Below are 26,609 nucleotides of genomic sequence, written 5' to 3'. Positions count from 1 at the left end.
GGAAACAAAGCAGCAAAAAGGCCGGCTTGCGCCGGCCTTTTCAGTGTCCTCGGTATTCCTACGGATGAACGATTATTCCGCAGGTGGCAGCGCCATCGGCTCCACTTCCGGCGCGGGCGGCACGACCGCCGCCTGCTTCTCGCGCTCGTCGAGGATCATCTTGTCGCGCTTCACCGCGACTTCGCGGATCTTCGCCATGGAGGCGCCGGTGCCTGCCGGGATCAGCCGGCCGACGATGACGTTCTCCTTGAGGCCTTCGAGCGGATCGACCTTGCCGTTGACCGCCGCTTCCGTGAGGACGCGGGTGGTCTCCTGGAACGAGGCCGCCGAGAAGAAGGAGCGGGTCTGAAGGCTCGCCTTGGTGATGCCGAGCAGAACCGGCGTCCCCGTGGCGATCTTCTTGCCCTCTTCCTTGGCCTTCGCGTTGATCTGGTCGAACTCGATCTTGTCGATCTGCTCGCCCGAGATCATGTCCGTGTCGCCCTGGTCGGTGACTTCCACCTTCTGGAGCATCTGACGGACGATCACCTCGATGTGCTTGTCGTTGATGAGCACGCCCTGGAGCCGGTAGACCTCCTGGATCTCGTTGACCAGATAGGCCGCGAGTTCCTCGATGCCCTTGACCGCCAGAATGTCGTGCGGCGCCGGGTTGCCTTCCACGATGAAGTCGCCCTTTTCGACGACGTCGCCGTCCTGAAGGTGGATGTGCTTACCCTTCGGGATCAGGTACTCGCGCGGCTCGTCGGTCTTGTCCATCGGCTCGATCGAGATGCGACGCTTGTTCTTGTAGTCGCGCCCAAACCGGATGGTGCCCGCGATTTCGGCGATGATCGCCGCATCCTTCGGACGCCGAGCCTCGAACAGTTCCGCCACCCGCGGCAGACCGCCGGTGATGTCGCGTGTCTTGGCGCTTTCGGTCGAGACACGGGCGAGAATGTCGCCCGCCTGGACCTTGGCTCCGACATCGACCGACAGAATGCCGTCGACCGACAGCATGTAGCGGGCATCGCCGCCACGGGCGAGCTTGAGCACCTTGCCGTCCTTGCCCTTGATCACGATGGCGGGACGCAGGTCCCCGCCGCCGCGCATCGAGCGCCAGTCGATGACCACGCGCTTGGCAATACCGGTGGCCTCGTCGAGCGTTTCCGAGATCGACTGTCCCTCGACCAGATCCTCGAAGCCGATGGTGCCTTCGACCTCGGTGAGGAGCGGACGGGTGTAGGGATCCCATTCGACGATACGCTGGCCACGCTTGACCATGTCGCCCTCGTCGACGTGCAGGCGCGAACCGTACTGAATACGGTGCGTCGCACGCTCGGTGCCGTCGGCATCGACGATCGCGATCACCATGTTGCGAACCATCGCGACCAGGTGGCCTTCGCTGTTGCGGGCGATGGCCTTGTTCCTGATCACGATCTTGCCGTCGAAGTTGGATTCGACGAAAGATTGCTCGTTCAGCTGCGCCGCACCGCCGATGTGGAAGGTGCGCATGGTGAGCTGGGTGCCCGGCTCGCCGATCGACTGGGCCGCGATGACCCCGACCGCTTCGCCGTGGTTGACCGGCGTGCCGCGAGCGAGATCGCGGCCGTAGCACTTGCCGCAGATGCCGTTGACGAGCTCGCAGGTCAGCGCCGAGCGGATCTTCACCTCCTGGACGCCGCCCTGCTGGATGGCATCCAGATGGCTCTCTTCCATCAGCGTACCGCGCTTGAAGATCACCTTGCCGGTGCTGTCACGCACGTCTTCGCAGGCCGTGCGTCCGAGGATGCGCGAGCCGAGCGAAGCGACCACGGTGCCGGCATCGACGATGGCGCGCATCTTGATGCCGAGCTTGGTGCCGCAATCGTCCTGCGTGATGATGCAATCCTGCGCGACGTCGACCAGACGACGGGTCAGGTAGCCGGAGTTCGCGGTCTTCAACGCGGTGTCCGCGAGGCCCTTGCGGGCGCCGTGGGTCGAATTGAAGTACTCGAGCACCGAGAGGCCTTCCTTGAAGTTCGAGATGATCGGCGTCTCGATGATCTCGCCCGACGGCTTGGCCATGAGGCCGCGCATGCCGGCGAGCTGGCGCATCTGGGCCGGCGAACCGCGGGCACCGGAGTGAGCCATCATGTAGATCGAGTTGATGTCGGCATCCGCCCCGCTCGCCGTCTTCTTGGTCGAGGAGATCTCCTTCATCATCGCCTTGGCGATTTCTTCCGTGGCCTTCGACCAGGCGTCGACGACCTTGTTGTACTTCTCGCCATGGGTGATCAGACCGTCGTTGTACTGCTGCTCGAAATCCTTCGCCAGCGTACGGGTGGTGTCGACGATCTTCCACTTGGAGTGCGGAACGACCATGTCGTCCTTGCCGAACGAGATGCCGGCCTTGAACGCGTTGTAGAAGCCGAGCGCCATGATGCGGTCGCAGAAGATCACCGTCTCCTTCTGACCGCAGTGACGGTAGACTTGGTCGATAACGCCGGAGATCTCGCGCTTGGTCATCAGCTTGTTGATGATCTCGTACGGAACACGCGGGTTCTTCGGCAGCAGATTGCCCAGCATGACGCGGCCAGCAGTGGTCTCGATCCAGCGCTTGGAGATCTTGCCGGTATCGTCGATGCCTTCCCACCGGTACTTGATCTTGGTGTGGAGGTGGATGACCTTCGCGTGCAGCGCGTGCTCGAGTTCCGCCATCTCGCCGAAGATCTTGCCCTCGCCGGGCAGGCCTTCGCGCATGATGGAGACGTAGTAGAGACCGAGCACGATGTCCTGCGACGGCACGATGATCGGCTGGCCGTTGGCCGGATGCAGGATGTTGTTGGTCGACATCATCAGGACGCGCGCTTCCAGCTGCGCTTCAAGCGACAGCGGAACGTGCACGGCCATCTGGTCGCCGTCGAAGTCGGCGTTGAACGCGGCGCAGACCAGCGGGTGGAGCTGGATCGCCTTGCCCTCGATCAGCACGGGCTCGAACGCCTGGATGCCGAGGCGATGCAGCGTCGGTGCGCGGTTGAGCAGCACCGGATGCTCGCGGATGACCTCGTCCAGGATGTCCCAGACCTCGGGCCGCTCCTTCTCGACCAGCTTCTTCGCCTGCTTCACGGTGGTGGACAGGCCCTTGGCGTCAAGCCGCGAGTAGATGAACGGCTTGAACAGCTCGAGCGCCATCTTCTTCGGCAGGCCGCACTGATGCAGGCGCAGCTCGGGACCGACCACGATCACCGAACGGCCCGAATAGTCGACGCGCTTGCCGAGCAGGTTCTGACGGAACCGGCCCTGCTTGCCCTTGAGCATGTCGGCGAGCGACTTCAGCGGGCGCTTGTTGGCGCCCGTGATGACGCGGCCACGGCGGCCGTTGTCGAACAGCGCGTCGACGGCCTCCTGAAGCATGCGCTTCTCGTTGCGGATGATGATGTCCGGCGCGCGCAGCTCCATCAGCCGCTTCAAGCGGTTGTTGCGGTTGATGACGCGGCGGTAGAGGTCGTTGAGGTCCGAGGTCGCGAAGCGGCCGCCGTCCAGCGGCACCAGCGGACGCAGGTCCGGCGGAATCACCGGGACCACGGTCATGATCATCCATTCCGGCTTGTTGCCGGAGTGGCGGAACGCTTCCACGATCTTCAGGCGCTTGGCGAGCTTCTTGTGCTTGATGTCGGAGTCGGTCTCCTGCATCTCCGCGCGCAAGGTCAGCTCGAGCTTCTCGAGGTCCATGCCCTTGAGCAGCTCGCGGATCGCTTCCGCGCCGATCATGGCGGTGAAGGAATCCTGGCCGTATTCGTCCTGCGCCTTCAGATACTCGTCTTCCGACAAGAGCTGACGGTCCTTCAGCGCGGTGAGGCCCGGCTCAAGCACGACGTAATATTCGAAGTAGAGGATCCGCTCGAGATCCTTCAACGTCATGTCGAGCAGGAGGCCGATGCGCGAGGGCAGCGACTTCAGGAACCAGATGTGGGCGACGGGGGCTGCGAGCTCGATATGGCCCATGCGCTCGCGCCGGACGCGCGACAGCGTGACCTCGACCGAGCACTTCTCGCAGATGATGCCCTTGTACTTCATGCGCTTGTACTTGCCGCACAAGCACTCGTAGTCCTTGATCGGCCCGAAGATGCGGGCGCAGAACAGGCCGTCGCGCTCGGGCTTGAAGGTCCGGTAGTTGATGGTTTCCGGCTTCTTGATCTCGCCGTACGACCAGGACAGAATCTTCTCGGGGCTCGCGATCGAGATCCGGATCTGGTCGAAGACCTGAGCCGGCGTCGTCGGATTAAAGAGATTCATAATTTCTTGGTTCATCGTCTTCTCCTCGCGTGCCGGTCGCCTCCGGCAGCAAATTCGAAAATCACTTTGCGGGGCGCCCTGCCCTCGCGACTCCAGGACTGGGCGCCGATGCCCGGCCGTTCAGGCCGGGCATGAAGGTCGTATTACTCGGCCGCTTCCGCCGTCCCCGGTCCGACCTTGGAATTGTGCAAGTCGACGTTGAGGCCGAGCGAGCGCATTTCCTTGACCAGCACGTTGAACGATTCCGGAATACCGGCCTCGAAGGTGTCGTCGCCACGCACGATCGCCTCGTACACCTTGGTACGGCCGGCGACGTCGTCCGACTTCACGGTCAGCATCTCCTGGAGCGTGTACGCCGCGCCGTAAGCCTCGAGCGCCCACACTTCCATTTCGCCGAAACGCTGTCCGCCGAACTGCGCCTTGCCGCCCAGCGGCTGCTGGGTAACGAGCGAGTACGGACCGATCGAACGCGCGTGGATCTTGTCGTCGACGAGATGGTGCAGCTTGAGCATGTAGATGTAGCCCACCGTCACCTTGCGGTCGAAGGCGTCGCCGGTGCGGCCGTCATAGACGGTCGACTGACCCGAAGCATCGAGACCGGCAAGCTTCAGCATCTCCTCGATGTCGGCTTCCTTGGCGCCGTCGAACACCGGCGTCGCGATCGGAACGCCGCGGCTCAGATTGTGGCCGAGCTCGATCAACTCGTTGTCGTTGAGCGACTTGATCGTCTCGTCCTCGCCGTAGACCTTCTTCAAGGTTTCCTTCAGCGGCCTGATGTCCTGCTTCGACAAATAGGCATCGACCGTCTGGCCGATACGCTTGCCGAGGCCGGCGCAGGCCCAGCCGAGATGGGTCTCGAGGATCTGTCCGACGTTCATGCGCGAGGGCACGCCGAGCGGATTGAGCACGATGTCGGCGTGCGTACCGTCTTCGAGGAACGGCATGTCCTCGATCGGCACGATCTTCGACACCACGCCCTTGTTGCCGTGGCGGCCGGCCATCTTGTCGCCGGGCTGGATCTTGCGCTTCACCGCGACGAAGACCTTGACCATCTTCATCACGCCGGGCGGCAATTCGTCACCGCGCTGAAGCTTTTCGACCTTGTCGAGGAAGCGCTGTTCCAGCCCCTTCTTCGATTCGTCGTACTGCTTCCGCATGGCCTCGATCTCGGCCATCAGCTTGTCGTTGGGCGAAGCGAACAGCCACCACTGCGACTTCGGGTACTCCTCGAGCACCGCACGGGTGATCTTGGTGTCCTTCTTGAAGCCCTTCGGACCGGCGATGCCCTGCCGTCCTTCGAGCAGCTCGGCAAGACGGTTGTAGACGTTGCGGTCCAGGATCGCCTGCTCGTCGTCGCGGTCCTTGGCCAGACGCTCGATCTCTTCCCGCTCGATCGCCAGCGCACGCTCGTCCTTGTCGACACCGTGCCGGTTGAACACGCGCACTTCGACGATGGTGCCCTGCACGCCCGGAGGAACGCGCAGCGAGGTGTCGCGGACGTCGGAAGCCTTCTCGCCGAAGATGGCGCGCAGGAGCTTTTCCTCCGGCGTCATCGGGCTTTCGCCCTTCGGCGTGATCTTGCCGACCAGGATGTCGCCGGCGCGCACTTCCGCGCCGATGTACACGATGCCGGCTTCGTCGAGGTTCTTCAGCGCTTCTTCCGACACGTTCGGAATGTCGCGGGTGATTTCCTCAGGCCCGAGCTTGGTGTCGCGGGCCATCACCTCGAATTCTTCGATGTGAATTGAGGTAAACACGTCTTCCTTCACTATCCGCTCGGAGAGCAGGATCGAGTCTTCGAAGTTGTAGCCGTTCCACGGCATGAACGCGACCAGCACGTTGCGGCCGAGCGCGAGCTCGCCGAGATCGGTCGACGGGCCGTCGGCGATGATGTCGCCCTTCTTGACGATGTCGCCGACCTTCACCAGCGGACGCTGGTTGATGCAGGTCGACTGGTTGGAGCGCTGGTACTTCATCAGCCGGTAGATATCGACGCCCGACTTGGTGGGATCGAGATCTTCGGTGGCGCGGATGACGACGCGGGTTGCGTCGATCTGGTCGATCACGCCCGAACGGCGCGCCGCGATCGCAGCACCCGAGTCACGCGCAACCACGCCTTCCATGCCGGTGCCGACGAACGGCGCTTCGGCGCGAACCAGCGGCACCGCCTGGCGCTGCATGTTCGAGCCCATCAGCGCGCGGTTGGCGTCGTCGTTCTCGAGGAACGGGATCAGCGCGGCTGCGACCGAAACGAGCTGCTTCGGCGACACGTCCATGTAGTCGACCTTGTCCGGGGTCACCGGCAAGACTTCGCCGGCATGACGGCAGACCACGAGATCTTCGGTGAAGCGCCCCTTCGGATCGAGCGGCACGTTGGCCTGCGCGACCGTGTAGCGGCCCTCTTCCATCGCCGAGAGGTACACGACCTCGTCGGTGACGCGGCCGTCCTTGACCTTGCGGTAAGGGGTCTCGACGAAGCCGTATTTGTTCACGCGCGCGAAGGTCGCGAGCGAGTTGATCAGGCCGATGTTCGGACCTTCCGGCGTCTCGATCGGGCAGATGCGGCCGTAATGCGTCGGATGCACGTCGCGCACCTCGAAGCCGGCGCGCTCGCGGGTCAGACCGCCCGGTCCAAGTGCCGACAGGCGGCGCTTGTGGGTGATCTCGCTGAGCGGGTTGGTCTGGTCCATGAACTGCGAGAGCTGCGAGGAGCCGAAGAACTCGCGCACGGCGGCGGCCGCCGGCTTGGCGTTGATCAGGTCCTGCGGCATGACCGTGTCGATGTCGACCGAGGACATGCGCTCCTTGATCGCGCGCTCCATGCGGAGCAAGCCGATGCGGTACTGGTTCTCCATGAGCTCGCCGACCGAACGCACACGGCGGTTGCCGAGATGGTCGATGTCGTCGATCTCGCCCTTGCCGTCGCGCAAATCCACCAGCGTCTTGATGACGGAGAGGATGTCTTCCTTGCGCAGCGTGCGCTGGGTGTCGGGCGCATCGAGGTCGAGGCGCATGTTCATCTTGACGCGGCCGACCGCCGAGAGGTCGTAGCGCTCGGCGTCGAAGAACAGCGACTGGAACATCGCCTGCGCCGAATCCAGCGTCGGCGGCTCGCCGGGACGCATGACGCGGTAGATGTCGAACAGCGCGTCCTCGCGCGTCATGTTCTTGTCGGCCGAGAGCGTGTTGCGGATGTAGGCGCCGACATTGACGTGGTCGATGTCGAGCAGCGGCAGCTCCTTGTAGCCCTGCTCGTTGAGCGCCTTCATCGACTTGTCGGTGATCTCTTCACCGGCTTCCGCGTGGATCTCGCCCGTCTTGGGATTGACGAGGTCCTCGGCGATGTAGTTACCGACGAGTTCCGCATCCGACAGGCGCAGCGCCTTCAGACCCTTCTCCTGCATCTGACGCGCACCGCGCACGGTGAGCTTCTTGCCGGCTTCGAGCACGACTTTGCCGGTATCGGCGTCGATCAGGTCGTTGATGGTCGAGTAGCCGCGGAAACGATTGGCGTCGAACGGAACGCGCCAGCCCTCCTTGATCCGCTTGTACTGGATCTTCTTGTAGAAGGTGCTGAGGATCGCCTCGCCGTCGAGACCGAGCGCGAACATCAGCGACGTCACCGGAAGCTTGCGGCGACGGTCGATACGCGCATAGACGATGTCCTTGGCATCGAACTCGATGTCGAGCCAGGAGCCGCGATACGGGATCACGCGGGCGGCGAACAGCAGCTTGCCCGACGAATGGGTCTTGCCCTTGTCGTGGTCGAAGAACACGCCCGGCGAACGGTGCATCTGCGAGACGATGACGCGCTCGGTGCCGTTGACGATGAAGGTGCCGTTCATCGTCATGAGCGGGATGTCGCCCATGTAGACGTCCTGCTCCTTGATGTCCTTGACCGACTTCGCGCCGGTTTCCTCGTCGATATCGAACACGATGAGGCGCAGCGTCACCTTGAGGGGGGCCGCGAAGGTCATGCCGCGCTGGCGGCACTCGTCGACGTCGTATTTCGGCGGCTCGAACTCGTAGCGGACGAATTCCAGCATCGAGGTGCCCGAGAAGTCGGAGATCGGGAACACCGAGCGGAACACCGCCTGCAAGCCCTCGTCCGACCGCCCGCCCTGGGGCTCGTCGACCATCAGGAACTGGTCATAGGACGCCTTCTGAACCTCGATGAGGTTCGGCATCTCGGCCACTTCCTTGATGTGTCCGAAGAACTTGCGAACGCGTTTGCGACCGGTGAATGTCTGCTGCGCCATCGTGGCCTCTCATTTTCGTCGCCCGATTTGGGCGCGCCCTCCGGAACGCGGCGACCGCCGCTCCCGGGTTGAATTTTTCGAACCCGTCTTGGGGGCCGGAGACTCAGTTTCAGGCAGGAATGTCCTGAATCTGTTCTTCAGACCTTCAAAACGCAAAACGACGCGCGGGGCGCAGGAGCGCGCCCGCCCGTCACAACCATCCTCTTCACGGACTGCAAAAGCCCGAAATAGCTTGCTCTCCCAACGGCTTACAGGGAATCCGGCATCCCTGCCCACCGCGCTTTCGTGCTGCCGACCCGATATGGGGCGACATTAGTGCAGATTCGAGGGACAAACCCTCAAATCCCCACACTTTTTCGTGTTCGGCTTGCGTCGGGCGGTTCCGTCGCACGCCTTTTGCATCTGGCCCACCCTTTCGGTGAGTGGACCGAGATCCCGGCTGCGATGATGCTGACCGGGATCTCGTGCCAGTAAGCGATGCTTACTTGAGCTCGACCTTCGCGCCAGCCTTCTCGAGCTGGGCCTTGAGCTTCTCGGCCTCGTCCTTGTTCACGCCTTCCTTGACAGGCTTCGGCGCGCCCTCGACGAGGTCCTTTGCTTCCTTCAGGCCCAGGCCGGTGATGGCGCGGACTTCCTTGATCACCTCGATCTTCTTGTCGCCGGCGGCGGCAAGAACGACCGTGAACTCGGTCTTCTCTTCGGCCGGAGCGGCGGCAGCGCCACCACCAGCCGGGCCGGCCACGGCGACAGCCGCGGCAGCCGAAACGCCCCACTTCTCTTCGAGGAGCTTCGCGAGTTCGGCAGCTTCGAGTACGGTGAGGCTCGAGAGGTCGTCAACGATCTTCTGCAGGTCAGCCATTGTTCAGTTTCCTTGAATGTAAGTCTGGTTCGGGTTTGAGTTTTGCGAAGGGCGTCAGGCCGCTTCGCCCTTTGAGGCATAAGCCTGGATGACGCGCGCGAGCTTGCCCGCGGGCGCGTTGGCGAGCTGAGCGATCTTGGTCGCCGGGGCCACAAGCAGGCCGACGATCTTGGCGCGCAGTTCGTCAAGCGACGGCAGCGAGGCAAGTGCCTTCACGCCGTCGACATTCAGGACGGTCTTTCCCATCGAGCCGCCAATGATGACGAACTTTTCGTTCGCCTTGGCGAATTCGATGGCGACCTTTGGCGCCGCTACCGGATCGTCCGAAGTGGCGATCACGGTCGGTCCCTTCAGCATGGGGCCGATGGCAACGACGTCAGTGCCTTCAAGAGCAATTTTGGCGAGACGGTTCTTCGAGACCTTCACCGAGGCGCCAGCCTGCTTCATCTGCATGCGCAGCTTCTGCATCTGGGCAACGGTCAGGCCGGAATATTGGGCAACGACCGCGACGCTCGTGGTCTTGAAGACCCCATTGAGCTGTTCGACCGCTTCCTTTTTTGCCGCTCGTTCCACAGCAAGCTCTTTCCGGTTGGCGGTCATCGCGAAAGCGGGACCGCCGGGTTGCACCCATCGTCCCACCAAACCTGAACCTCAGGGCAAAACCCATCGGACACGCCGGGCAAGACGACAATTCAAAGCCTGCCCTCCGGGAGCGCGTTAGAGCCCACGGCGTGTCGAGGTCCGAACCAAACCCATTCCGCAACCGCCCCTAAGGTGGTCACGACGTGAAATCCGGTCTTCACCCGTCTATGCAGGCCATGCGATTAAGCCGTTGAGAAATCGAAATTCCCCGCGGGCGCCTGCAGTCTTGGACAGGACAAGGTCAGCCGGCGAACCGCCCGACCTCTGCCCGCATCCCACGCCCGACGAATTTCCCTCCTTTTCCAGCCAATCCTCACGGACGTCCTGAAAAGGAATGATCTCCATCGCTTGTTTTCGGAATGCGTGCACGAACGCGCCAGCCAAGGCCGGTGCGTCCGGAAGCGGTTCTTTAACCGCTCGGAGCCTGCTTGCCAAGAGCAAAATTCACACCAGTTCCAATCCGTTGCCGCAGGCGCTTGACCCGGCCGACAAGGGCCGATTCAGGCTCATTTGACCCCGTAAGGCAGCGGCCTGCCCTCAAAAAACGCGGACAGGTTCGCCAGCACGCAGTTCTGCATGGCGACGTGCGATTCGAGCGTGTGGCCGCCGATATGGGGAGCGAATACGACGTTGGGCAGCGCCGTCAGCGCGTCCGGGGCGTGCGGCTCCTTGTCGTAGACGTCGAGACCAGCGCCCGCGATGGTCTTCTCGGTGAGCGCCAGCACCAGGGCTTTCTCGTCGATCACCGAGCCGCGGGAGATGTTGACGACATAGCCGTCCGCCCCGAGGCGCTTGAGGATATCGGCGCCGACGGCATGCTGGGTCTCGGCTCCTGCCCGGACCGCAATCATCAGCACGCTGCACCAGTCGGCGAGCGCCTCCAGCGTCGGGAAATATTGATAGGGCAGATCGTATTTGCTGCGGCTGAAATAGCCGACCTCGCTCTCAAAGGATGCGCAGCGCGCCGCGATCTTGCGGCCGATCTCGCCCATGCCGTAGACACCGATACGGCGGCCCGGCATGCCCACCTGCGGGCGCATCATCGGCGAGGGCTTTGACGCGGCCCAATCGCCGCTTCGGACGTACTGGTCGGCAACCAGGATTCGCCGCGTCGTCGCGAGCATCAGGGTCATCGCGATGTCGGCGACCGAGGCTGCATTGGCGCCCGGGCTATGTCCGACCGCAATATTGCGGCCAGCAGCGGCCTTCAGGTCAACACCGTCATAGCCAGTGCCGTAGCAGACAATGGCACCGAGCTTCGGAAACAGGTCCATCGCCTCCGCGCCCAGCGGCGTGCCGCCGGCGGTGAGCACCGCGCGGATGCCGCCGAGTTCGTCGGCCGAAAACACCTCCCGCGCCGGCTTGCCGCCGGTGTCGAGCAGCTCGAACCGCTCGGCGAAGCGCGCCATCATCGTCTTGGGAAAGCGCGAGTAGATCAGGACCTTGTCAGTCATTGTTCTTGTTTCCGGTGAACGCCGTCACAAACGACGAGGGGCGGAATCGGTTGCCCAATTCCGCCCCTCGCCTCATGTCATTTCCGAACCTTAGCCGAGAATGGTGCCCGGCTCGACCTTCACGCCGGGGCCCATCGACGAGGACACCGCAACGCGCTGGATGTAGGTGCCCTTGGAACCGGCCGGCTTGGCCTTGGAGACAGCGTCCGCCAGGGCCTTGATGTTCTCGACCAGTTTTTCCTCGGTGAACGAGGCCTTGCCGACGCCAGCCTGCAGGATGCCGGCCTTCTCGACGCGGAACTCGACCGAGCCACCCTTGGCACCCTTCACCGCACCGGTGACGTCCATGGTCACGGTGCCGATCTTCGGGTTCGGCATCAGGCCGCGCGGGCCGAGCACCTTACCGAGACGGCCGACCAGCGGCATCATGTCGGGGGTTGCGATACAGCGGTCGAAATCGATCGTGCCGTTCTGCACCTTCTCGACCAGGTCCTCGGCGCCAACGACGTCGGCGCCCGCAGCCTTGGCCTCGTCGGCCTTAGCGCCGCGGGCGAACACGCCGACGCGGAGCGTACGGCCGGTGCCGTTCGGCAGGGTCACGACACCGCGGACCATCTGATCGGCGTGACGCGGATCGACGCCAAGATTGATCGCGACCTCGATGGTCTCGTCGAACTTCGCTTTCGCGCGTTCCTTGACCATTTTGATGGCGTCCGCGAGCGGGTAAAGCTTTTCGCGATCAATACCTTCGCGGGCTTTGTTCAAACGCTTTCCGATTGCCATGAGCCCTTACCCCGCCACTTCCAGGCCCATCGAACGGGCAGAGCCCTCGACCATCTTCATGGCCGACTCGATCGAGTCGCAATTGAGATCCTTCATCTTCTTCTCGGCGATCTCGCGCACCTGCGCTTTGGTCACCGCACCCGCCTTGTCACGGCCCGGCGCCTTGGAGCCGGACTGGATTTTGGCAGCCTGCTTGAGGAAGAAGGACATCGGCGGCGTCTTCATCTCGAACGTGAACGAACGATCGGCGTAGATCGTGATCACGACGGGAATCGGGGTATTCTTCTCTTCCTTCTGGGTCTGGGCGTTGAACGCTTTGCAGAACTCCATGATGTTGAGACCGCGCTGACCGAGCGCGGGACCGATCGGGGGCGAAGGATTCGCCGCACCGGCCGGGACCTGAAGCTTCAGGTATCCGGTCACTTTCTTTGCCATGTATCACTCCTGTTGGGCCGGCCTGGGCCAGCGGTTTCAGGTTCGTGGTCTGGGTCCGATGCGGCTGGCAACCGCCCTCTCCCTCCCACGGCCTCTTGTTGCGCGAGACCGAAGCCTCACGCCTACCCGATCAGACCTTCTCGACCTGACCGAATTCCAGTTCGACCGGCGTGGCGCGGCCGAAGATCGACACCGCGACCTTCACGCGCGAGCGCGCCTCGTCGATTTCCTCGACCACACCCGAGAACGACGCAAACGGGCCGTCGGCCACGCGCACGTTCTCGCCGATTTCGAACGACACCGACGCCTTCGGCCGCTCCACGCCCTCCTGCACCTGGTGCAGGATGCGCATGGCCTCGGCTTCCGAGATCGGCATCGGCTTGTTTTCCGCGCCGAGGAAGCCGGTCACCTTCGGGGTGTTCTTGATCAAATGGAACGCCTCGTCGGTCAGCTTCATCTTCACCAGCACGTAGCCCGGGAAGAACTTGCGCTCGGCGTCGATCTTGCGGCCGCGGCGCACCTCCGTGACCTTCTCGGTCGGAACCAGCACCAGCTCGAACAGTTCCTCGAGCCCGCGCTGCTTGGCCTGCTCGCGGATCGATTCGGCGACCTTCTTCTCGAAGTTCGAATAGGCGTGGACGATGTACCAGCGCTTGTCAGACAATTGAGCCGTTGCTGTTGCCATCAGTGAATGCCCAGAAGGAAGGTGATGAGGACGCGGATGATCTGGTCGGCGGCGAAGAAGAAGATCGAGGCCACGGCGACCATCACGAACACCATGATGGTGGTGATCGTGGTCTCGCGCCGGGTCGGCCAGGTGACCTTGGCGGTCTCCGAGCGCACTTCCTGCAAGAACTTGAACGGGCTGACTGCCATCGTTTGATGTCCAACGTCCGTCGACAGACGCGAATGAATTTCAGGGATCCGAACAGCCGCCGTTGGCCCAACCCTCTGTCGAAGGATGAGCCGGAAATCGGGCTCGATTGTTCGGGGATTTCAAAGCCGCGCCGGAAATCCGCGTCTAACGGGCCGGCTGCGAGTGCGTGGTATCTACTGCGGATGGGACCAAAGGTCAAGATAGAGAGGGCCCGCACGAGTAAACCGACCTCCGCGGCCGACCGACCAGAGATCAGGCCGATCAAGGGCTTATCTGCCGCCTGCAAAGCCGGCCCAGGGCCTCAGCCGGCTCCTCGCAGAACGAGACCACCGGGGGCCCCCTCACCTGCAGCCTTTGGCGCCCCCTCAAGGTCAGTCGGCCCGATCGATCGTCGAAATGCCCGGCAACGGCACAACGAACTTTCCGCCCTCTGCGAAATAGCCGGCGTGCTTGGCCCGGATCGGATCCACATAGCGCCAGGCGAAGACGACGACGAACGCCGGCTTGCGCTCGTAAAGGGCGGCGGGCGGCAGGATCGGGATGTCGTACCCGGGGCCGGCCATCACGTTCCCCTTCTTGGGGTCGTCGTCCACCAGGAAGTCGATCTTGTTCTCCAGGCCGAACTGCGGCAGCAGGGTCGTGGTCCCGACCGAGACGCCGTAGCCGGCCACGAGCTGGCCGCGCGCATGGGCGGCATCGGCCATCGCGACCAGCTCGTCGCGGATGGCGGCGATCCTCTTCGCATAGGGCACATAGTAGGCCGACCGGTCGACGCCGAGCCGGTCTTCCTCGGCGATGAAGCGGGCGACCTCCGCGGACGGCTTCTTCGCGCCGCCGGTACGCTGCACCGTCACCCGGATCGAGCCGCCCTTGGTCTCGATGTGCTGGACGTCGATCAATTCCATGCCAAGCCGCGCGAAGAAGCGCGTCAGCGGTTTGATGTTAAAATACGACAGATGCTCGTGGTAAACGGTGTCGAGAAGGTTCTTCTCGGTGACGTCGACGCCATACTGCGTTTCGAAAACGAACAGCCCGTCCGGCGCAAGCACGTCACGAACCCCGATCACCAGCGGGTCTAGATTGTCGACATTGGCGATCATGTTGTTGGCGATTACGACGCTGGCCGCGCCATGGCTTTGCAGGATACGGCGACCGATGGCATCGGTGAAGAAATCGCCGATGGTCTCGATTCCCGCTTCCGTTGCACGCCGCGCGATGTCGACGGCGGGATCGACACCCAGCACCCGCATGCCGCGCTCCCTAAAGAAACCGAGCAGCGATCCGTCGTTGCTGCCGAGCTCGACGACCAGCGAGCCCGGCGCGATGGCGAACCGGCTGACGACATCGTTGGCATAGCCCGCGAAGTGCTCCCGCAGGCCAAGCGAGAGCGAGGTGGTATAAACGTAGTTTCGGTATTGGATCTCTGGATTGCCGACGTGGAGAATCTGCAGATGGCCGCAGTCCGCGCACAGGTGCAGCGCCATCGGCACCGCGGCCCGAAAGACGGGATCGTCGACGCTTGCATCCGGCACCTGGAAGTTCGGCGTGCCAATGGGCATGCCTGCCATCGGGACGACAAGCTCTTGCTTGTCCGAATGACAGAGGCGGCAGGTATGACGGACGTAGAACAGGTTTTTCATCGTAGGACCGTAAGACGGAGACATGCGAACAGGTGAGGCAATCTCACCCCGTGGTGATCAGATCGACGGCACCGCCTCAGGACGCCGGATATTCCGCACGACCGATGATGAGGTCGATCGCGGCCATCATCCAGAACTGATGCGTGGTCTCGACGATGTTGTAACTGCGGCTGTCGACGTAATAATTGACGTCGCCGAGATTGCGCAGCGGATTCTCCGCGTTCATGCCCGACAGCGTGATCACATCGAGATTCATCGCCCGCGCCTGCGCGACCGCATTGAGAATGTTCTTCGAGCGTCCCGACGAGCTGATCGCGACGAGGCAATCGCCAGCGCGGGCGCTCAGCCTCACAGCATGCGCAAGCCAGTCCTCGAAACCGTAATCATTGGCAAGACACGACATCATGCTGGCATCGCTGAAGCAGAGTGCGGGCACTGATGCGTTCTTCGCCAGATCGATCGCGAGATGGGAGGCGATGCCGGCCGAGCCTCCATTGCCGATGAAGATGACGCGACCGCCCTGCTCGCGCGCGCGCAACCAGGCCGTGCGGGTGGCGGAGATCCTGGCGAAAATCCCGTCGTCAATTGCCGTCGCGCGATGGAGGCGCCCTACGTAGTCATCAAGGAAAGCCTTGTGATCGGGATCGACGGACTCGGCAGGCATGGGCTCGCGGCTCGACGGCGACATGACGCCCTGATACCGGCTATCACCAGCGATTGCAAAGGTATATTACCTTCGCAGTTGACCAGCAGCCGATTCGGTTTCCACCTTCACTCAATATTGGCGGGCCTGTTTCGCTGGGCATTCGCATCACGGATGTTCCTATGAAATGCATCGTTACCGGTGGCGCGGGCTTCATCGGCAGTCACCTCGTCGACCGCCTCCTCGACGATGGCCACGAGGTCATCGCGCTCGATAATTTCGTGATCGGACGCCCCGAAAATCTGGCCTCGCGCATCGATTCGAATCGACTGAAAATCGTGCGGGCCGACGTCACCGAACTCGAATCGATCAAGCCGCATTTCGACGGCATCGACTGGGTCTTCCATCTCGCCGCGCTAGCCGACATCGTTCCCTCGATCGAGTCCCCGATCCCGTATCACCGCGCCAATGTCGACGGCACGGTCAACGTTCTCGAGGCTGCACGGCAGGCCGGCGTCAGCCGCTTCGTTTATGCCGCGTCGTCCTCCTGCTACGGAATTCCCGACGTCTATCCGACGCCGGAGAGCGCCGAGATCCGGCCGATGTATCCCTATGCCCTCACCAAGAATCTCGGCGAGCAGTGCGTCATGCACTGGTGCCAGGTCTACAAGCTGCCCGCGGTCGCGCTGCGCCTGTTCAACGTGTACGGGCCGCGCCATCGCACCACGGGCACCTACGGCGCCGTGTTCGGCGTGTTCATGGCGCAGAAGCTCGCCGGCAAGCCCTTCACGGTGGTTGGCGACGGCGAGCAGACCCGCGACTTCACCTTCGTCAGCGATGTCGCCGACGCTTTCGTCACCGCAGCGCGCTCCGAGGTCTCGAACGAAATCTTCAACGTCGGCTCCGACAACACCTACAGTGTCAACCGGCTTGTCGAGCTTCTCGGCGGCGACAAGGTCCACATTCCCAAGCGGCCCGGCGAGCCCGATTGCACCTATGCCGACATCACCAAGATCAAGCGGATCCTGAAATGGACGCCGAAGGTAAAATTTGAGGACGGGGTCGCGACGATGCTGAAGTCGATGGATCAGTACAAGGACGCTCCCCTGTGGACAGTGGACAAGATCGCGGACGCCACGAAGGACTGGTTCAAATATCTCGGGGACAACAACGACGCGGCGTCCGGCGCAGCGCAGAAGGCAAGCCAGTGAACAGGTTCACCGGGTATCGTTGCCGCGAATCGATCAATTCCGGGCCGCCCGGTTGAGGCCGGCTGGCGCTTTGGGTTATTCACATGGGCAATATTCCGACCGGCAATCCCGCGTTGAACGACCAACTGGCGGCGCACGAAAAGATCAAGACGATCGAGGAATTGGGCGAGATCGCGCGGTCCGCGCAGGCGCGGGGCCGGAAGGTTGCACTCTGCCACGGCGTCTTCGATCTCGTGCATCTCGGCCATATCAGGCACATCCAGGCGGCGCGCAACGAGGGCGACGTCGTCATGGTGACGATCACCGCCGACCGTCACGTCAACAAGGGACCCGGTCGGCCGATCTTCCCCGAAAACATGCGAGCCGAGATGCTGGCCTCGCTCGCGACGGTCGATTGGGTCGGTATCAATCACACTTCCAGCGCCGAGCCGATCCTGGATACGGTGAGGCCGGACATCTATGTGAAGGGGTCCGACTACGAAAACCCCGAAGACGACGTGACCGGCAAGATCCGGACCGAGCGCGACGCCGTTGAGCGTCACGGCGGACGCATCGTGTTCACCCGCGACGTGACATTCAGCTCCTCGTCGCTGGTGAACCGGTATTTCGACATCTACGATCCTCCACTTCGCGACTACCTGCAAAAGGTCCGTGAAGGTGGCGGCGCCGATCGCCTGCTGAGGCTAATCGACAAGGTGCAGGACATGCACGTCGTGCTGGTCGGCGACACCATCATCGACGAATACCAGTACGTCACGGCGCTCGGAAAAGCCTCGAAGGAAAACATCGTCGCCACGCTGTTCAAGAGCGGCGAGCAATTTGCCGGCGGCGTCATTGCCGCGGCGAACCATGTCGCGAGCTTCTGCAAGTCGGTGGAGGTCGTCACGACGCTGGGTGGTAACGACTACCCTGAGGAGTTCATTCGCGCGCATGTCCGCCCGAACGTCACGTTGACGCCGATCCGCCTTCAGGGCCGTCCGACGACCCGCAAATCGCGGTACGTCGAGCTCGGATATCTGCACAAGCTGTTCGAAGTCTACACCATGGACGATACGCCGCTCGACGAGGCCGATCGGAAGGAGATCGACCGTATCACGACGGAGCGAGTGCGTGGCGCGGACGTAGTGATCGCCACCGACTTCGGTCACGGCATGATCTCATCGAGCACGATCGACACCCTGATCGCCAACTCCAGGTTCCTGGCGGTCAATGCCCAGAGCAACAGCGGCAATCACGGCTACAATTTGATCACGAGGTATCCGCGGGCCGACTACATCTGCATCGACGCGCCGGAGGCCCGTCTGGCTGCAACCGACAAGTTCAGCGACATCGCGTCCGTGATCGAGGCCGGCCTGCACGGCAAGATCGATTGCGACAACATGATCATCACGCACGGCTCCTTCGGCTGTTACCCCTTCTCGTCGAAAACCGGCGTCACGCGCGTTCCCGCCTTCACCAAGACCGTCGTCGACACCGTCGGCGCGGGCGACGCCTTCCTGACGATCACCGCGCCACTGGTCGCCGCCGGCGGCAATATCGAGGACGTCGCCTTCATCGGCAACGCAGCCGGCGCGATCAAGGTCGGGATCGTCGGCCACCGCAGCTCGGTCGAGAAGGTGCCGCTGGTCAAGTTCGTCACCGCGTTGTTGAAGTAGCGCGACGGCAGATACTGGAGAACGACAGTGATTGGTCAAAAATGGAATGTGATGGTCACCGGTGGCGCCGGCTATGTCGGTAGCGTGCTGGTTCCCCAGTTGCTCGCTGCGGGCCACAAGGTCACCGTGCTGGACCTGTTCATGTATGGCGAGGACGTGTTCGATGCCGTCCGCAACAATCCCAATTTGCGCCTGATCAAGGGCGACATCCGTGACGAAGCCGCGATCAACGAGGCCCTGCGCGGCAACAACGCCGTCATCCACCTCGCCTGCATCTCCAACGACCCGTCGTTCGAACTGGACCCGGGGCTCGGCAAGTCCATCAATTACGACTGCTTCCGGCCGATGGTGCGCGCCGCCAAGAAGGCGGGCATCAAGCGCTTCATCTACGCCTCCTCGTCCAGCGTCTACGGCATCAAGGACGAAGCCGAGGTCACCGAGAACCTGTCCTGCGAGCCGCTCACGGACTACTCGAAGTTCAAGGCCATGTGCGAGACCGACCTTGCCGACGAGGCCGCGTCCGGTTTCGTCACCTGCACGGTTCGTCCCGCCACCGTCTGCGGCTACGCACCGCGGCAGCGGCTCGACGTCGTCGTGAACATCCTGACTAATCTCGCGGTCAACACCGGCCGCATCCGCGTGTTCGGCGGTACGCAGCGCCGGCCCAATTTGCACATCGAGGACATGTCAGCCGCCTATCTGTTCCTGCTCCAGCAGGATGACGCAAAGATCGACGGCAAGACCTACAATATCGGCTACGAGAACCACTCGCTGATGAAGATCGCCGACATCGTCAAGTCGGTGGTCGGCAGCAATGTCGACGTCGTCGTCGAGCCGACCGACGATCTCCGCTCCTACCACGTCTCTTCGGAGAAGATCCGCCGCGAGCTCGGCTTTGCGCCGACCCACACAATCGAGCAGGCCGTGTCCGGCCTCGTCAACGCCTTCAAGGGCGGCCGCCTGCCGAACTCGCTCAACGACCCCCGGTACTTCAACATCAAGATGATGCAGAACATCAGCCTGAAGTGAGCGGCGTGCGGATCGGCATCGATTTCGACAACACGATCATCTGCTACGACAAGGTCTTTGCGGCCGTCGCACGTCAGCGTGGGCTGGTGCCGGAAGGGTGGGAGGGGCTGAAGACCGACCTCCGGGATCATCTCCGGTCCCGCGCGGGCGGCGAGCTCGCCTGGCAAGGACTGCAAGGCTTCGTCTACGGCAAGGGAATTGGCGGCGCCGAACTCTATCCGGGCGTGCGGGAATTCCTGGCGGCGTGCAGGCAGGCCGGCTCGAAGGTCTGCATCGTCAGCCACAAGACCCGATTCGGTCATCAGGACCCCGACCGCACCGACCTGCGTGACGCCGCCCGTGGCTGGCTGCGGGGAGCCAGCCTGATCGACGCCGCGGATGCGGCGCTGGCCATCGGCGACATCTATTTCGAGGACACACTGCCCGCCAAGGTCGAGAGGCTCGTGAGCCTGAAGCTCGACGTCTTCATCGACGACCTCGTCGATGTCTTCGAGCAACCGCATTTTCCGAAGGCCACGCGATCGATCCTGTTCACGCGGTCGCAGCCTCCCCACCCCGAACACTGCAAGCCGATCGCGGCATGGGCCGATATCCGCCGCGAGGTGTTTGCGGCATGAACGGGACCGACATCACCGCGCCGGATGCGATGGCGATCGGCAGCCGCCTGGGCGGTGCGCGTGTCGCGGCCGCCCAGCCGGCAAAGTCCGGCGGCAACAACAGGGTGTTTCGGCTGGAGATGGCGGAGGGACCGCCCCTCGCCCTCAAGCATTATCCGTCCGACGGACGCGATCGCCTGGGACAGGAGTATGATGCACTCTCGTTCCTGGCGCGCCACGGCATCACGTCGACACCGCGGCCGGTCGCGAAGGACGCAGATGCGTTCTGCGCGCTGTACCAATGGTTCGACGGCGAGGCCGCAGTGCTGCGCCCCCAAGGCGACGATGCCGATCAGCTCGCCGATTTCCTCATCGAGCTGCAGAAGCTGCGCGAGGCCGAAGGCGCGCAGAATTTGCGGAACGCCTCAGCCAGCATCTTCTCACCCGAGGCGGCCATCGCCCAGTACGAGCAGCGCCTGGACGCATTGAGGCGAGCCTCGGATGATCATCCCGACCTGTGTGCGTTCCTCGAAGGCAGCCTGGTTCCAAGCACTGACGCCGCGATTCGGCAGCTCCGCCGCCGCTACGCGGAACTCGGTCGGGATCCCGCAGCGGACCTTGCGCCCACCCATCGCGCGCTGAGTCCGTCCGATTTCGGACTGCACAACGCACTGCGCGCCGAAGACGGGCGCTTGCGATTCATCGACTTCGAATATTTCGGCTGGGACGATCCGGTCAAGCTCATGTCCGACACCGCCATTCACCCCGGCAGCGATCTGCCCGAGGCGAGCGCGAATCACTTAATCGAACGGCTGTCGCGCGCCTTCGAGGCGAGCGATGACGCGTTTGCGATCCGACGTGACGTACTGTATCCTGTGTTCAAGGGAATCTGGTGCCTGATTGTCCTGAACGCCTATTTGCCGGACAGCCGCTCCCGGCGCGCAATGGCTGCGCAAGGTGGCGATGTTAGGATCCGCCTCGCCGGTCAGCTCGACAAAGCCCGCCGGCTTCACCAGACGATTCGGCCAACCGATTTACCGAAGTGACCCAAATCTCACCCCACGCTGAAGCCGCCCTCACCTGCACGCTGGATGAGCGCAGCCTTTATCTGCGCCGCCTGGTCTTGGGGTCTGTCCGCTCCGCGGGACGCGGACATGTCGGTCCGGCATTGTCGCTGATCGAGATGGTCCGCGTGCTCTACGACGACGTGCTGCGGATCGATCCGAACAACCCGCGCGATCCGGCCCGCGATCGCGCGATCCTCAGCAAGGGACACGGGTGTCTGGCGCTCTATGCGCTGTTGGCCGATCGCGGCTTCTTTCCGCTGTCGGAACTGGACGGTTTCTGCGGCCCCGACAGCATTTTGGGCGGACATCCCGAATACGGAATGGTGCCGGGGGTCGAGGCCTCGACCGGCGCGCTCGGACACGGCCTGTCGATCGGTGTCGGCCTGGCGCTCGCCGCGCGCATGCGCGAGCGCACCTACCGCACCTTCGTCCTGCTCGGCGACGGCGAGATCAACGAGGGATCGGTGTGGGAAGCTGCCATGGGCGCGGCCAAGCACGGGCTCGACAATCTTGTCGCGCTGATCGACTACAACAAGCTGCAGAGCTACGGGCCCACCGACTACGTCCTGCCGCTGGAGCCGCTCGCGGACAAATGGCGCAGCTTCGGCTTCGCCGTCCAGGAGCTCAACGGCCACGACGTCGGCGCCCTGCGCACCGTGCTGAAGCAGGTCCCGGCCATTCCGGGAAAACCCACCGCGGTCATCTGCCATACCGTCAAGGGCAAGGGTCTGCCTGCCGCGGAATCCAACGCCGATTGGCATCACAAGAACAAGCTGACCGACAGCGAGCTCGACGCAATCCGCGTCGCCGTCGGGGATTTTTGATCGGCTCCTCATGCGCAACACCGCGATGAACATGATCCACGAGCTCGCCGCGCGCGACGAGCGTGTGCTCTACATCGGCTCCGATCCCGGCGCAGGCACCTTGCGCGCGATGAGCAAGGAGTTTGCCAAGCGCCATCTGATCGAAGGCATTTCGGAAGCGCACATCATCGGCATGTCGGCCGGTCTCGCGATGGAAGGCTTCGTGCCCTACGTCAACACGATCGCCACGTTCCTGACCCGCCGCTGCTACGAGCAGGTCGCCGTCGATCTGTGCCTGCACAATCTGCCGGTGCGGCTGATCGCCAATGGCGGCGGACTCGTCTACGCGCCGCTCGGCCCCACCCATCAGGCGATCGAGGACATCGCCATCATGCGGGCGCTGCCGAACATGACGGTGGTCTGCCCGTGCGACGCCGACGAGGCGGCGCGGCTGATGGAGCAAACGCTCGACTGGACTGGACCGATCTACATCCGGCTCGGTAAGGGTGGCGACGCAATCGTCTCGAAGGCCGAGCACGGCTTCGAAATCGGCAAGGCCATCCTGATGCGGCCGCCCGGCGACGTCGTCATGGTCACGACAGGCATCATGCTCCAGCGCGCACTCGCTGCGGCAGACCTGCTGGCCGCACAGGGCATTCGCGCCGGCATCCTGCACATGCACACGGTCAAGCCGCTCGACGCCGAGGCGCTGCTGCAGGCGGCGCGCGGGACCCGCTTGCTGGTGACGCTGGAGGAGCACGTGCCCTCCGGCGGCCTCGGCAGCGCGGTCGCCGAGGCGCTGATCGACAAGCTCGGCTCTGGCCTGCCCGCCATGCTGCGGTTGTCGCTGCCGGACCGGTTCATGCACAATTACGGATCGCAGGACTCGCTGCTGAAGAAGCACGGACTTTCCGCCGACGCCATTGTGACCTCGATCGCGCGCGCGCTCATCGCCTCGCCCACCTCTTCTCCTCAACTTCAATCCACCTGACGGGCCCCATGCACGACGTTCGATATTCCTATCTGCTCGAGCAATTCTCCGACCCGGCACCGATCCTGGCCGAGATCGGCCGACTGGTGGCGACCGGTGACTTCACCCTGGGCAAGCCGGTCGCGGAATTCGAACGGCGCTTTGCTGAGCTGATCGGCGTGCGTCATGCCATCGGTGTCGGATCGGGCACCGATGCGCTCAAGCTGCCGCTCAAGGCGCTCGGCATCGGCCATGGCGACGAGGTCATCACGGCCGCCAACACCTTCATTGCCACGGTCGGTGCCATCGCCGAGACCGGCGCGACGCCGGTGCTGGTCGACTGCGACGACTCCTTCTGCATGAACGTCGACTACGTCGAAGCCGCGATCACCGAGAAGACCAAGGGGATCATGCCGGTTCAGTTGACCGGCGAGGTCACCGACATGGGCAAGCTGATGGCGATCGCCCAGCGTCACAACATCCCCGTGGTCGAGGATTCCTGCCAGGGCATCCTGTCGGAGTTCGCGGGAAAACGGTCCGGCACCCATGGTATCGCGGCCGGCTTCTCGCTGCATCCGCTCAAGAACCTCAACGTCTGGGGCGATGCCGGTGTCGTCGTCACCAATGACGACGGGATGAACGAGCGGCTTCGCCTGATCCGCAATCACGGCATGAAGAATCGCGACGAGATCGCGATTCTCGGCTGCAATTCGCGGCTCGATTCCCTCCAGGCGGTCGTCGGCAACTGGCTGATCGGCCAGACCAGCGAGATCACGCGCCGCCGGATCGAGAACGCGGCCTACTACGATTCGGGCCTTGCCGGCCTGCCCGGCCTGCGCATTCCGCCGCGCCGGCCTAACGTGAAGCACGTCTACCATCTCTACATGGTGTTCGCCGAGCGTCGCGACGAGCTCTACAAATACTGCCTGGACAACGGTATTGAAGCGAAGATCCACTATCCCATCCCGCTGTATCAGCAGGAAGGCCTCAAGCACCTCGGCTACGCGCCGGGCACCTTCCCGGTCACCGACCGCCACGCCCAGGAAGTCATCAGCTTCCCCGTCGACCAGCATCTGACGCGCGCCCAGCAGGACCGCGTTGTCGAGATCGTTCGGAAGTTCTGCCATGGACGCTGACACCGGCCGCCGGCGCATCGGTTACGTCAATCTTCCCGCGCAATTCGAGGAAGAGCGCGCTGAGATCATGCAGGCGGTCGAGGGCGTGTTCCGGCGCGGCGATTTCATCGGCGGCGCGGCCGTTGCGAAGCTCGAAGAGGAGCTCGCCACCTATCTCGGCTCGCCGCATGTGGTGACGCTGAATTCCGGCACCGATGCGCTGATCCTGTCGTTGCGGGCGCTCAACATCGGTCCCGGGGACGAGGTGATCACCCCGCCGAGTTCGTTCGTGGCATCGACCGCCGCCATCATCGCCGTCGGCGCCAGGCCCGTGTTTGCCGACGTGCTGCCGGACCAGAATATCGATCCCGCCGCAGTCGAGGCCGCCGTCACTTCGCGAACCAGGGCGATCATGCCGGTGCACCTGACCGGGCGCATGGCCGACATGAATCCGCTGATGGCGATCGCGACCAAGCACGCTCTCGCCGTGATCGAGGACAGCGCGCAGGCCGTCGGCTCGACCTATGACGGGCGGATGAGCGGCACCATCGGAACGTTCGGCTGCTTCTCCGCCCACCCGCTGAAGAACCTCAATGCCGCGGGCGACGCCGGCTTCGTCGTCACTGCCGACGCCGAGCTTGCCGCGAGAATTCGCCGCCTGCGCAATCACGGCCTGATCAATCGCAGCGACGTTCAGGAATGGGGCATCGTGTCACGCCTCGACACTGTCCAGGCCGAGGTGCTTCGCATTCGCCTGCGTCACCTGCCCTCCGTCATCGAACGCCGGCGCCGCAACGCCGCGCAATACCGCGCCGAGCTCGCCGGCCTTCCGCTGTTCATCCCGGTTTGCCGCAACATCGAGTTCAACACCTTCCACACCTTCGTCGTGCAGACGGACCGTCGCGACGACTTTCAGAAATATCTTGCCGACAAGGGTATCGAGACCGCGATCCACTATCCGGTACCGATCCACCTCCAGCAGGCGGCGGCGCATCTTGGTCACGGTCGCGGCGCGTTCCCGGTGACCGAGCGGCAGGCGGATCAGATCCTCACGCTTCCCATCAACCAGTTCCTCTCGGCCTCGGATATCAGCTATGTTTGCGCGACCGCCCGGGAGTATTTTGCATGACGGACACGGCTTTCCTCGAGGCCGATGAGCAGGCATTGGCGCAACGCTTCATCGACGACGGCTTCGTCACCACGCCGGCCGACGATCGCGCCGGGCTCGACCGGATCCAGCGGCGCGCCGCCGAGCTCGCGGCGGATTATCTGAAGCTGCCACACGGCAACGACCCCTACGCGATGCTCGACACCATCCACACGCGGGTGAGCGTGGATGATCTCAACGGCCTGCGGCTGCACGTCTTCAACGGCCTCAACGCCGAGGCCTGGTTCCGGCCGACCTATTTCCGTCTGGCGCGCTCGACGATCGAGACCATCGTCGGCAACGAGCTCTGCATGCAGCGCCGCGTCAATCTCAGCATCCAGCTGCCGGGCGACGATTCGTCGCTGCTCGCCACCCATTCCGACGTCTGGTCGGGCGACTCGCCGTTCGAGGTCGTGGTGTGGGTACCCCTGGTCGACGTCCACCGCACCAAATCGATGTATCTGCTGCCGCCATCCCTGAACGGCGACATGCAGGACCGGATGGCTAGCCTCCGCAGCGCCGAGGAACTCTACCAGACCATCAAGCCGCACGCGACCTTCATCGAGATCCCCTACGGTCACGTGATGCTGTTCAACCAGACCCTGATGCACGGCAATCGCATCAACGAGGAAGCCGGCTCGCGCTGGAGCATGAACTGCCGGTTCAAAAGCATCATGTCGCCCTACGCGGACAAGCGGTTCGGCGAATTCTTCGAACCGATCCTGCTGCGTCCGGCGACACGCGTCGGCATGCAATACAAGCTGCCGGGAGGCTTCCATGACTGAGCGAGCCGGCCATCGCGGCTATATCGGCGCCCGGCCGCTGAACGGCAGCCGTACCCCGCAGCACGTCCAGAATATCGTGATCCGCGACTATGCGCGGCGGAAAAACCTGCACTATCTGCTCAGCGCCGCCGAGCACACCATGCCCAGCAGCTACATGGTGCTCGAGGACATCCTCGACGAGCTGCCGCGTTTGCGCGGCCTGATTCTCTACAGCATCTTCATGCTGCCGCCCGACGAGGCACGGCGGCGGGCGATCTATGACCGCGTGCTGAGCGAGGGCTGCGATCTGCACGCGGCCGTCGAGGAGATCACGCTGTCCTCGCGCGACAACATACAAGCCGTCGAGGACATCCTGCTCGTCAACAAATTCGCGACCATCCTGTAA

General features: G+C 63.4%; 22 protein-coding genes. 11 read left to right on the top strand and 11 right to left on the bottom strand.

Annotation, left to right across the window (positions count from 1 at the left end):
• Window positions 1-72 precede the first annotated feature (72 nt).
• The 11 genes from rpoC to ABIC03_RS13630 form a co-directional block, all read right to left on the bottom strand.
• Window positions 73-4,269, bottom strand: coding sequence for a DNA-directed RNA polymerase subunit beta' (gene rpoC, locus ABIC03_RS13680; protein ID WP_275168106.1), 4,197 nt, complete (start codon window positions 4,267-4,269; stop codon window positions 73-75).
• 128 nt (window positions 4,270-4,397) lie between these two features.
• Entirely contained in the window at window positions 4,398-8,513 is a 4,116-nt protein-coding gene (gene rpoB, locus ABIC03_RS13675) for a DNA-directed RNA polymerase subunit beta (protein WP_007602996.1), read from the bottom strand.
• Window positions 8,514-8,994: 481 nt separating this feature from the next.
• Entirely contained in the window at window positions 8,995-9,372 is a 378-nt protein-coding gene (gene rplL / locus ABIC03_RS13670) for a 50S ribosomal protein L7/L12 (protein WP_007602994.1), read from the bottom strand.
• 54 nt (window positions 9,373-9,426) lie between these two features.
• The gene (gene rplJ, locus ABIC03_RS13665) at window positions 9,427-9,945 is read right to left on the bottom strand and encodes a 50S ribosomal protein L10 (protein ID WP_275168107.1); all 519 of its coding nucleotides are present in this window, start codon (window positions 9,943-9,945) and stop codon (window positions 9,427-9,429) included.
• A gap of 575 nt (window positions 9,946-10,520) precedes the next feature.
• Complete coding sequence (locus ABIC03_RS13660; protein ID WP_354058711.1) at window positions 10,521-11,468, bottom strand: 2-hydroxyacid dehydrogenase; 948 nt, start codon at window positions 11,466-11,468, stop codon at window positions 10,521-10,523.
• 90 nt (window positions 11,469-11,558) lie between these two features.
• On the bottom strand, window positions 11,559-12,251 hold the full coding sequence (rplA, locus tag ABIC03_RS13655) for a 50S ribosomal protein L1 (protein WP_007602988.1): 693 nt from the start codon (window positions 12,249-12,251) through the stop codon (window positions 11,559-11,561).
• 6 nt (window positions 12,252-12,257) lie between these two features.
• Window positions 12,258-12,686, bottom strand: a complete 429-nt coding sequence (gene rplK / locus ABIC03_RS13650; RefSeq protein ID WP_007602986.1) for a 50S ribosomal protein L11 — start codon at window positions 12,684-12,686, stop codon at window positions 12,258-12,260.
• A 130-nt stretch (window positions 12,687-12,816) separates the two neighbouring features.
• Window positions 12,817-13,371 carry a transcription termination/antitermination protein NusG gene (gene nusG, locus ABIC03_RS13645; protein ID WP_007602985.1) on the bottom strand — a complete coding sequence of 185 codons (555 nt, stop codon included), beginning with the start codon at window positions 13,369-13,371 and terminating at the stop codon, window positions 12,817-12,819.
• Window positions 13,371-13,562, bottom strand: a complete 192-nt coding sequence (gene secE / locus ABIC03_RS13640; RefSeq protein WP_007602984.1) for a preprotein translocase subunit SecE — start codon at window positions 13,560-13,562, stop codon at window positions 13,371-13,373. Before secE ends, nusG begins: the two co-directional genes overlap by 1 nt.
• 372 nt (window positions 13,563-13,934) lie before the next feature.
• Window positions 13,935-15,203 (bottom strand): methyltransferase domain-containing protein, encoded by a 1,269-nt coding sequence (locus ABIC03_RS13635; protein WP_354058710.1) that lies wholly within the window; start codon window positions 15,201-15,203, stop codon window positions 13,935-13,937.
• A 76-nt stretch (window positions 15,204-15,279) separates the two neighbouring features.
• The gene (locus ABIC03_RS13630; RefSeq protein ID WP_354058709.1) at window positions 15,280-15,867 is read right to left on the bottom strand and encodes an SIS domain-containing protein; all 588 of its coding nucleotides are present in this window, start codon (window positions 15,865-15,867) and stop codon (window positions 15,280-15,282) included.
• A gap of 161 nt (window positions 15,868-16,028) precedes the next feature.
• On the opposite strand from ABIC03_RS13630, the gene ABIC03_RS13625 reads away from it, so the two are divergent.
• The 11 genes from ABIC03_RS13625 to ABIC03_RS13575 all read left to right on the top strand — a co-directional run bounded on the left by ABIC03_RS13625 (window position 16,029) and on the right by ABIC03_RS13575 (window position 26,609).
• The gene (locus tag ABIC03_RS13625; protein WP_354058708.1) at window positions 16,029-17,057 is read left to right on the top strand and encodes an SDR family oxidoreductase; all 1,029 of its coding nucleotides are present in this window, start codon (window positions 16,029-16,031) and stop codon (window positions 17,055-17,057) included.
• Between the two features lie 83 nt (window positions 17,058-17,140).
• Window positions 17,141-18,712: a PfkB family carbohydrate kinase gene (locus ABIC03_RS13620; protein WP_354058707.1), complete on the top strand. Its 1,572-nt coding sequence runs from the start codon at window positions 17,141-17,143 to the stop codon at window positions 18,710-18,712.
• A gap of 27 nt (window positions 18,713-18,739) precedes the next feature.
• Window positions 18,740-19,741 carry an NAD-dependent epimerase/dehydratase family protein gene (locus tag ABIC03_RS13615; protein ID WP_354058706.1) on the top strand — a complete coding sequence of 334 codons (1,002 nt, stop codon included), beginning with the start codon at window positions 18,740-18,742 and terminating at the stop codon, window positions 19,739-19,741.
• A gap of 5 nt (window positions 19,742-19,746) precedes the next feature.
• Window positions 19,747-20,358 (top strand): HAD family hydrolase, encoded by a 612-nt coding sequence (locus ABIC03_RS13610; RefSeq protein WP_354058705.1) that lies wholly within the window; start codon window positions 19,747-19,749, stop codon window positions 20,356-20,358.
• 29 nt (window positions 20,359-20,387) lie between these two features.
• The gene (locus tag ABIC03_RS13605; protein ID WP_354058704.1) at window positions 20,388-21,383 is read left to right on the top strand and encodes an aminoglycoside phosphotransferase family protein; all 996 of its coding nucleotides are present in this window, start codon (window positions 20,388-20,390) and stop codon (window positions 21,381-21,383) included.
• A complete protein-coding gene (locus ABIC03_RS13600) occupies window positions 21,380-22,228 on the top strand; it encodes a transketolase (protein WP_354058703.1) in 849 nt (282 codons plus the stop codon). Before ABIC03_RS13605 ends, ABIC03_RS13600 begins: the two co-directional genes overlap by 4 nt.
• A gap of 10 nt (window positions 22,229-22,238) precedes the next feature.
• Window positions 22,239-23,198 (top strand): transketolase family protein, encoded by a 960-nt coding sequence (locus ABIC03_RS13595; protein ID WP_354058702.1) that lies wholly within the window; start codon window positions 22,239-22,241, stop codon window positions 23,196-23,198.
• A gap of 8 nt (window positions 23,199-23,206) precedes the next feature.
• Complete coding sequence (locus ABIC03_RS13590) at window positions 23,207-24,313, top strand: DegT/DnrJ/EryC1/StrS family aminotransferase (protein ID WP_354058701.1); 1,107 nt, start codon at window positions 23,207-23,209, stop codon at window positions 24,311-24,313.
• Window positions 24,303-25,421 carry a DegT/DnrJ/EryC1/StrS family aminotransferase gene (locus ABIC03_RS13585; protein ID WP_354058700.1) on the top strand — a complete coding sequence of 373 codons (1,119 nt, stop codon included), beginning with the start codon at window positions 24,303-24,305 and terminating at the stop codon, window positions 25,419-25,421. The genes ABIC03_RS13590 and ABIC03_RS13585 overlap by 11 nt, the downstream gene beginning before the upstream one ends.
• Window positions 25,418-26,224, top strand: a complete 807-nt coding sequence (locus tag ABIC03_RS13580; RefSeq protein WP_354058699.1) for a sporadic carbohydrate cluster 2OG-Fe(II) oxygenase — start codon at window positions 25,418-25,420, stop codon at window positions 26,222-26,224. The genes ABIC03_RS13585 and ABIC03_RS13580 overlap by 4 nt, the downstream gene beginning before the upstream one ends.
• On the top strand, window positions 26,217-26,609 hold the full coding sequence (locus ABIC03_RS13575; RefSeq protein ID WP_354058698.1) for an LIC12192 family sporadic carbohydrate cluster protein: 393 nt from the start codon (window positions 26,217-26,219) through the stop codon (window positions 26,607-26,609). Before ABIC03_RS13580 ends, ABIC03_RS13575 begins: the two co-directional genes overlap by 8 nt.

This window comes from Bradyrhizobium sp. RT6a, from assembly GCF_040547675.1.
Classification (GTDB): domain Bacteria; phylum Pseudomonadota; class Alphaproteobacteria; order Rhizobiales; family Xanthobacteraceae; genus Bradyrhizobium.
This window is presented reverse-complemented; position numbering and strand designations above follow the sequence as displayed.

What these genes read in the sequence shown, in the direction of transcription:
- rpoC (WP_275168106.1), bottom strand. Translation starts at nt 4,269, where the DNA reads ATGAACCAAGAAATTATGAATCTCTTTAATCCGACGACGCCGGCTCAG.
- rpoB (WP_007602996.1), bottom strand. Translation starts at nt 8,513, where the DNA reads ATGGCGCAGCAGACATTCACCGGTCGCAAACGCGTTCGCAAGTTCTTC.
- rplL (WP_007602994.1), bottom strand. Translation starts at nt 9,372, where the DNA reads ATGGCTGACCTGCAGAAGATCGTTGACGACCTCTCGAGCCTCACCGTA.
- ABIC03_RS13660 (WP_354058711.1), bottom strand. Translation starts at nt 11,468, where the DNA reads ATGACTGACAAGGTCCTGATCTACTCGCGCTTTCCCAAGACGATGATG.
- rplA (WP_007602988.1), bottom strand. Translation starts at nt 12,251, where the DNA reads ATGGCAATCGGAAAGCGTTTGAACAAAGCCCGCGAAGGTATTGATCGC.
- rplK (WP_007602986.1), bottom strand. Translation starts at nt 12,686, where the DNA reads ATGGCAAAGAAAGTGACCGGATACCTGAAGCTTCAGGTCCCGGCCGGT.
- nusG (WP_007602985.1), bottom strand. Translation starts at nt 13,371, where the DNA reads ATGGCAACAGCAACGGCTCAATTGTCTGACAAGCGCTGGTACATCGTC.
- secE (WP_007602984.1), bottom strand. Translation starts at nt 13,562, where the DNA reads ATGGCAGTCAGCCCGTTCAAGTTCTTGCAGGAAGTGCGCTCGGAGACC.
- ABIC03_RS13635 (WP_354058710.1), bottom strand. Translation starts at nt 15,203, where the DNA reads ATGAAAAACCTGTTCTACGTCCGTCATACCTGCCGCCTCTGTCATTCG.
- ABIC03_RS13630 (WP_354058709.1), bottom strand. Translation starts at nt 15,867, where the DNA reads ATGCCTGCCGAGTCCGTCGATCCCGATCACAAGGCTTTCCTTGATGAC.
- ABIC03_RS13625 (WP_354058708.1), top strand. Translation starts at nt 16,029, where the DNA reads ATGAAATGCATCGTTACCGGTGGCGCGGGCTTCATCGGCAGTCACCTC.
- ABIC03_RS13620 (WP_354058707.1), top strand. Translation starts at nt 17,141, where the DNA reads ATGGGCAATATTCCGACCGGCAATCCCGCGTTGAACGACCAACTGGCG.
- ABIC03_RS13605 (WP_354058704.1), top strand. Translation starts at nt 20,388, where the DNA reads ATGGCGATCGGCAGCCGCCTGGGCGGTGCGCGTGTCGCGGCCGCCCAG.
- ABIC03_RS13595 (WP_354058702.1), top strand. Translation starts at nt 22,239, where the DNA reads ATGCGCAACACCGCGATGAACATGATCCACGAGCTCGCCGCGCGCGAC.
- ABIC03_RS13590 (WP_354058701.1), top strand. Translation starts at nt 23,207, where the DNA reads ATGCACGACGTTCGATATTCCTATCTGCTCGAGCAATTCTCCGACCCG.
- ABIC03_RS13585 (WP_354058700.1), top strand. Translation starts at nt 24,303, where the DNA reads ATGGACGCTGACACCGGCCGCCGGCGCATCGGTTACGTCAATCTTCCC.
- ABIC03_RS13580 (WP_354058699.1), top strand. Translation starts at nt 25,418, where the DNA reads ATGACGGACACGGCTTTCCTCGAGGCCGATGAGCAGGCATTGGCGCAA.
- ABIC03_RS13575 (WP_354058698.1), top strand. Translation starts at nt 26,217, where the DNA reads ATGACTGAGCGAGCCGGCCATCGCGGCTATATCGGCGCCCGGCCGCTG.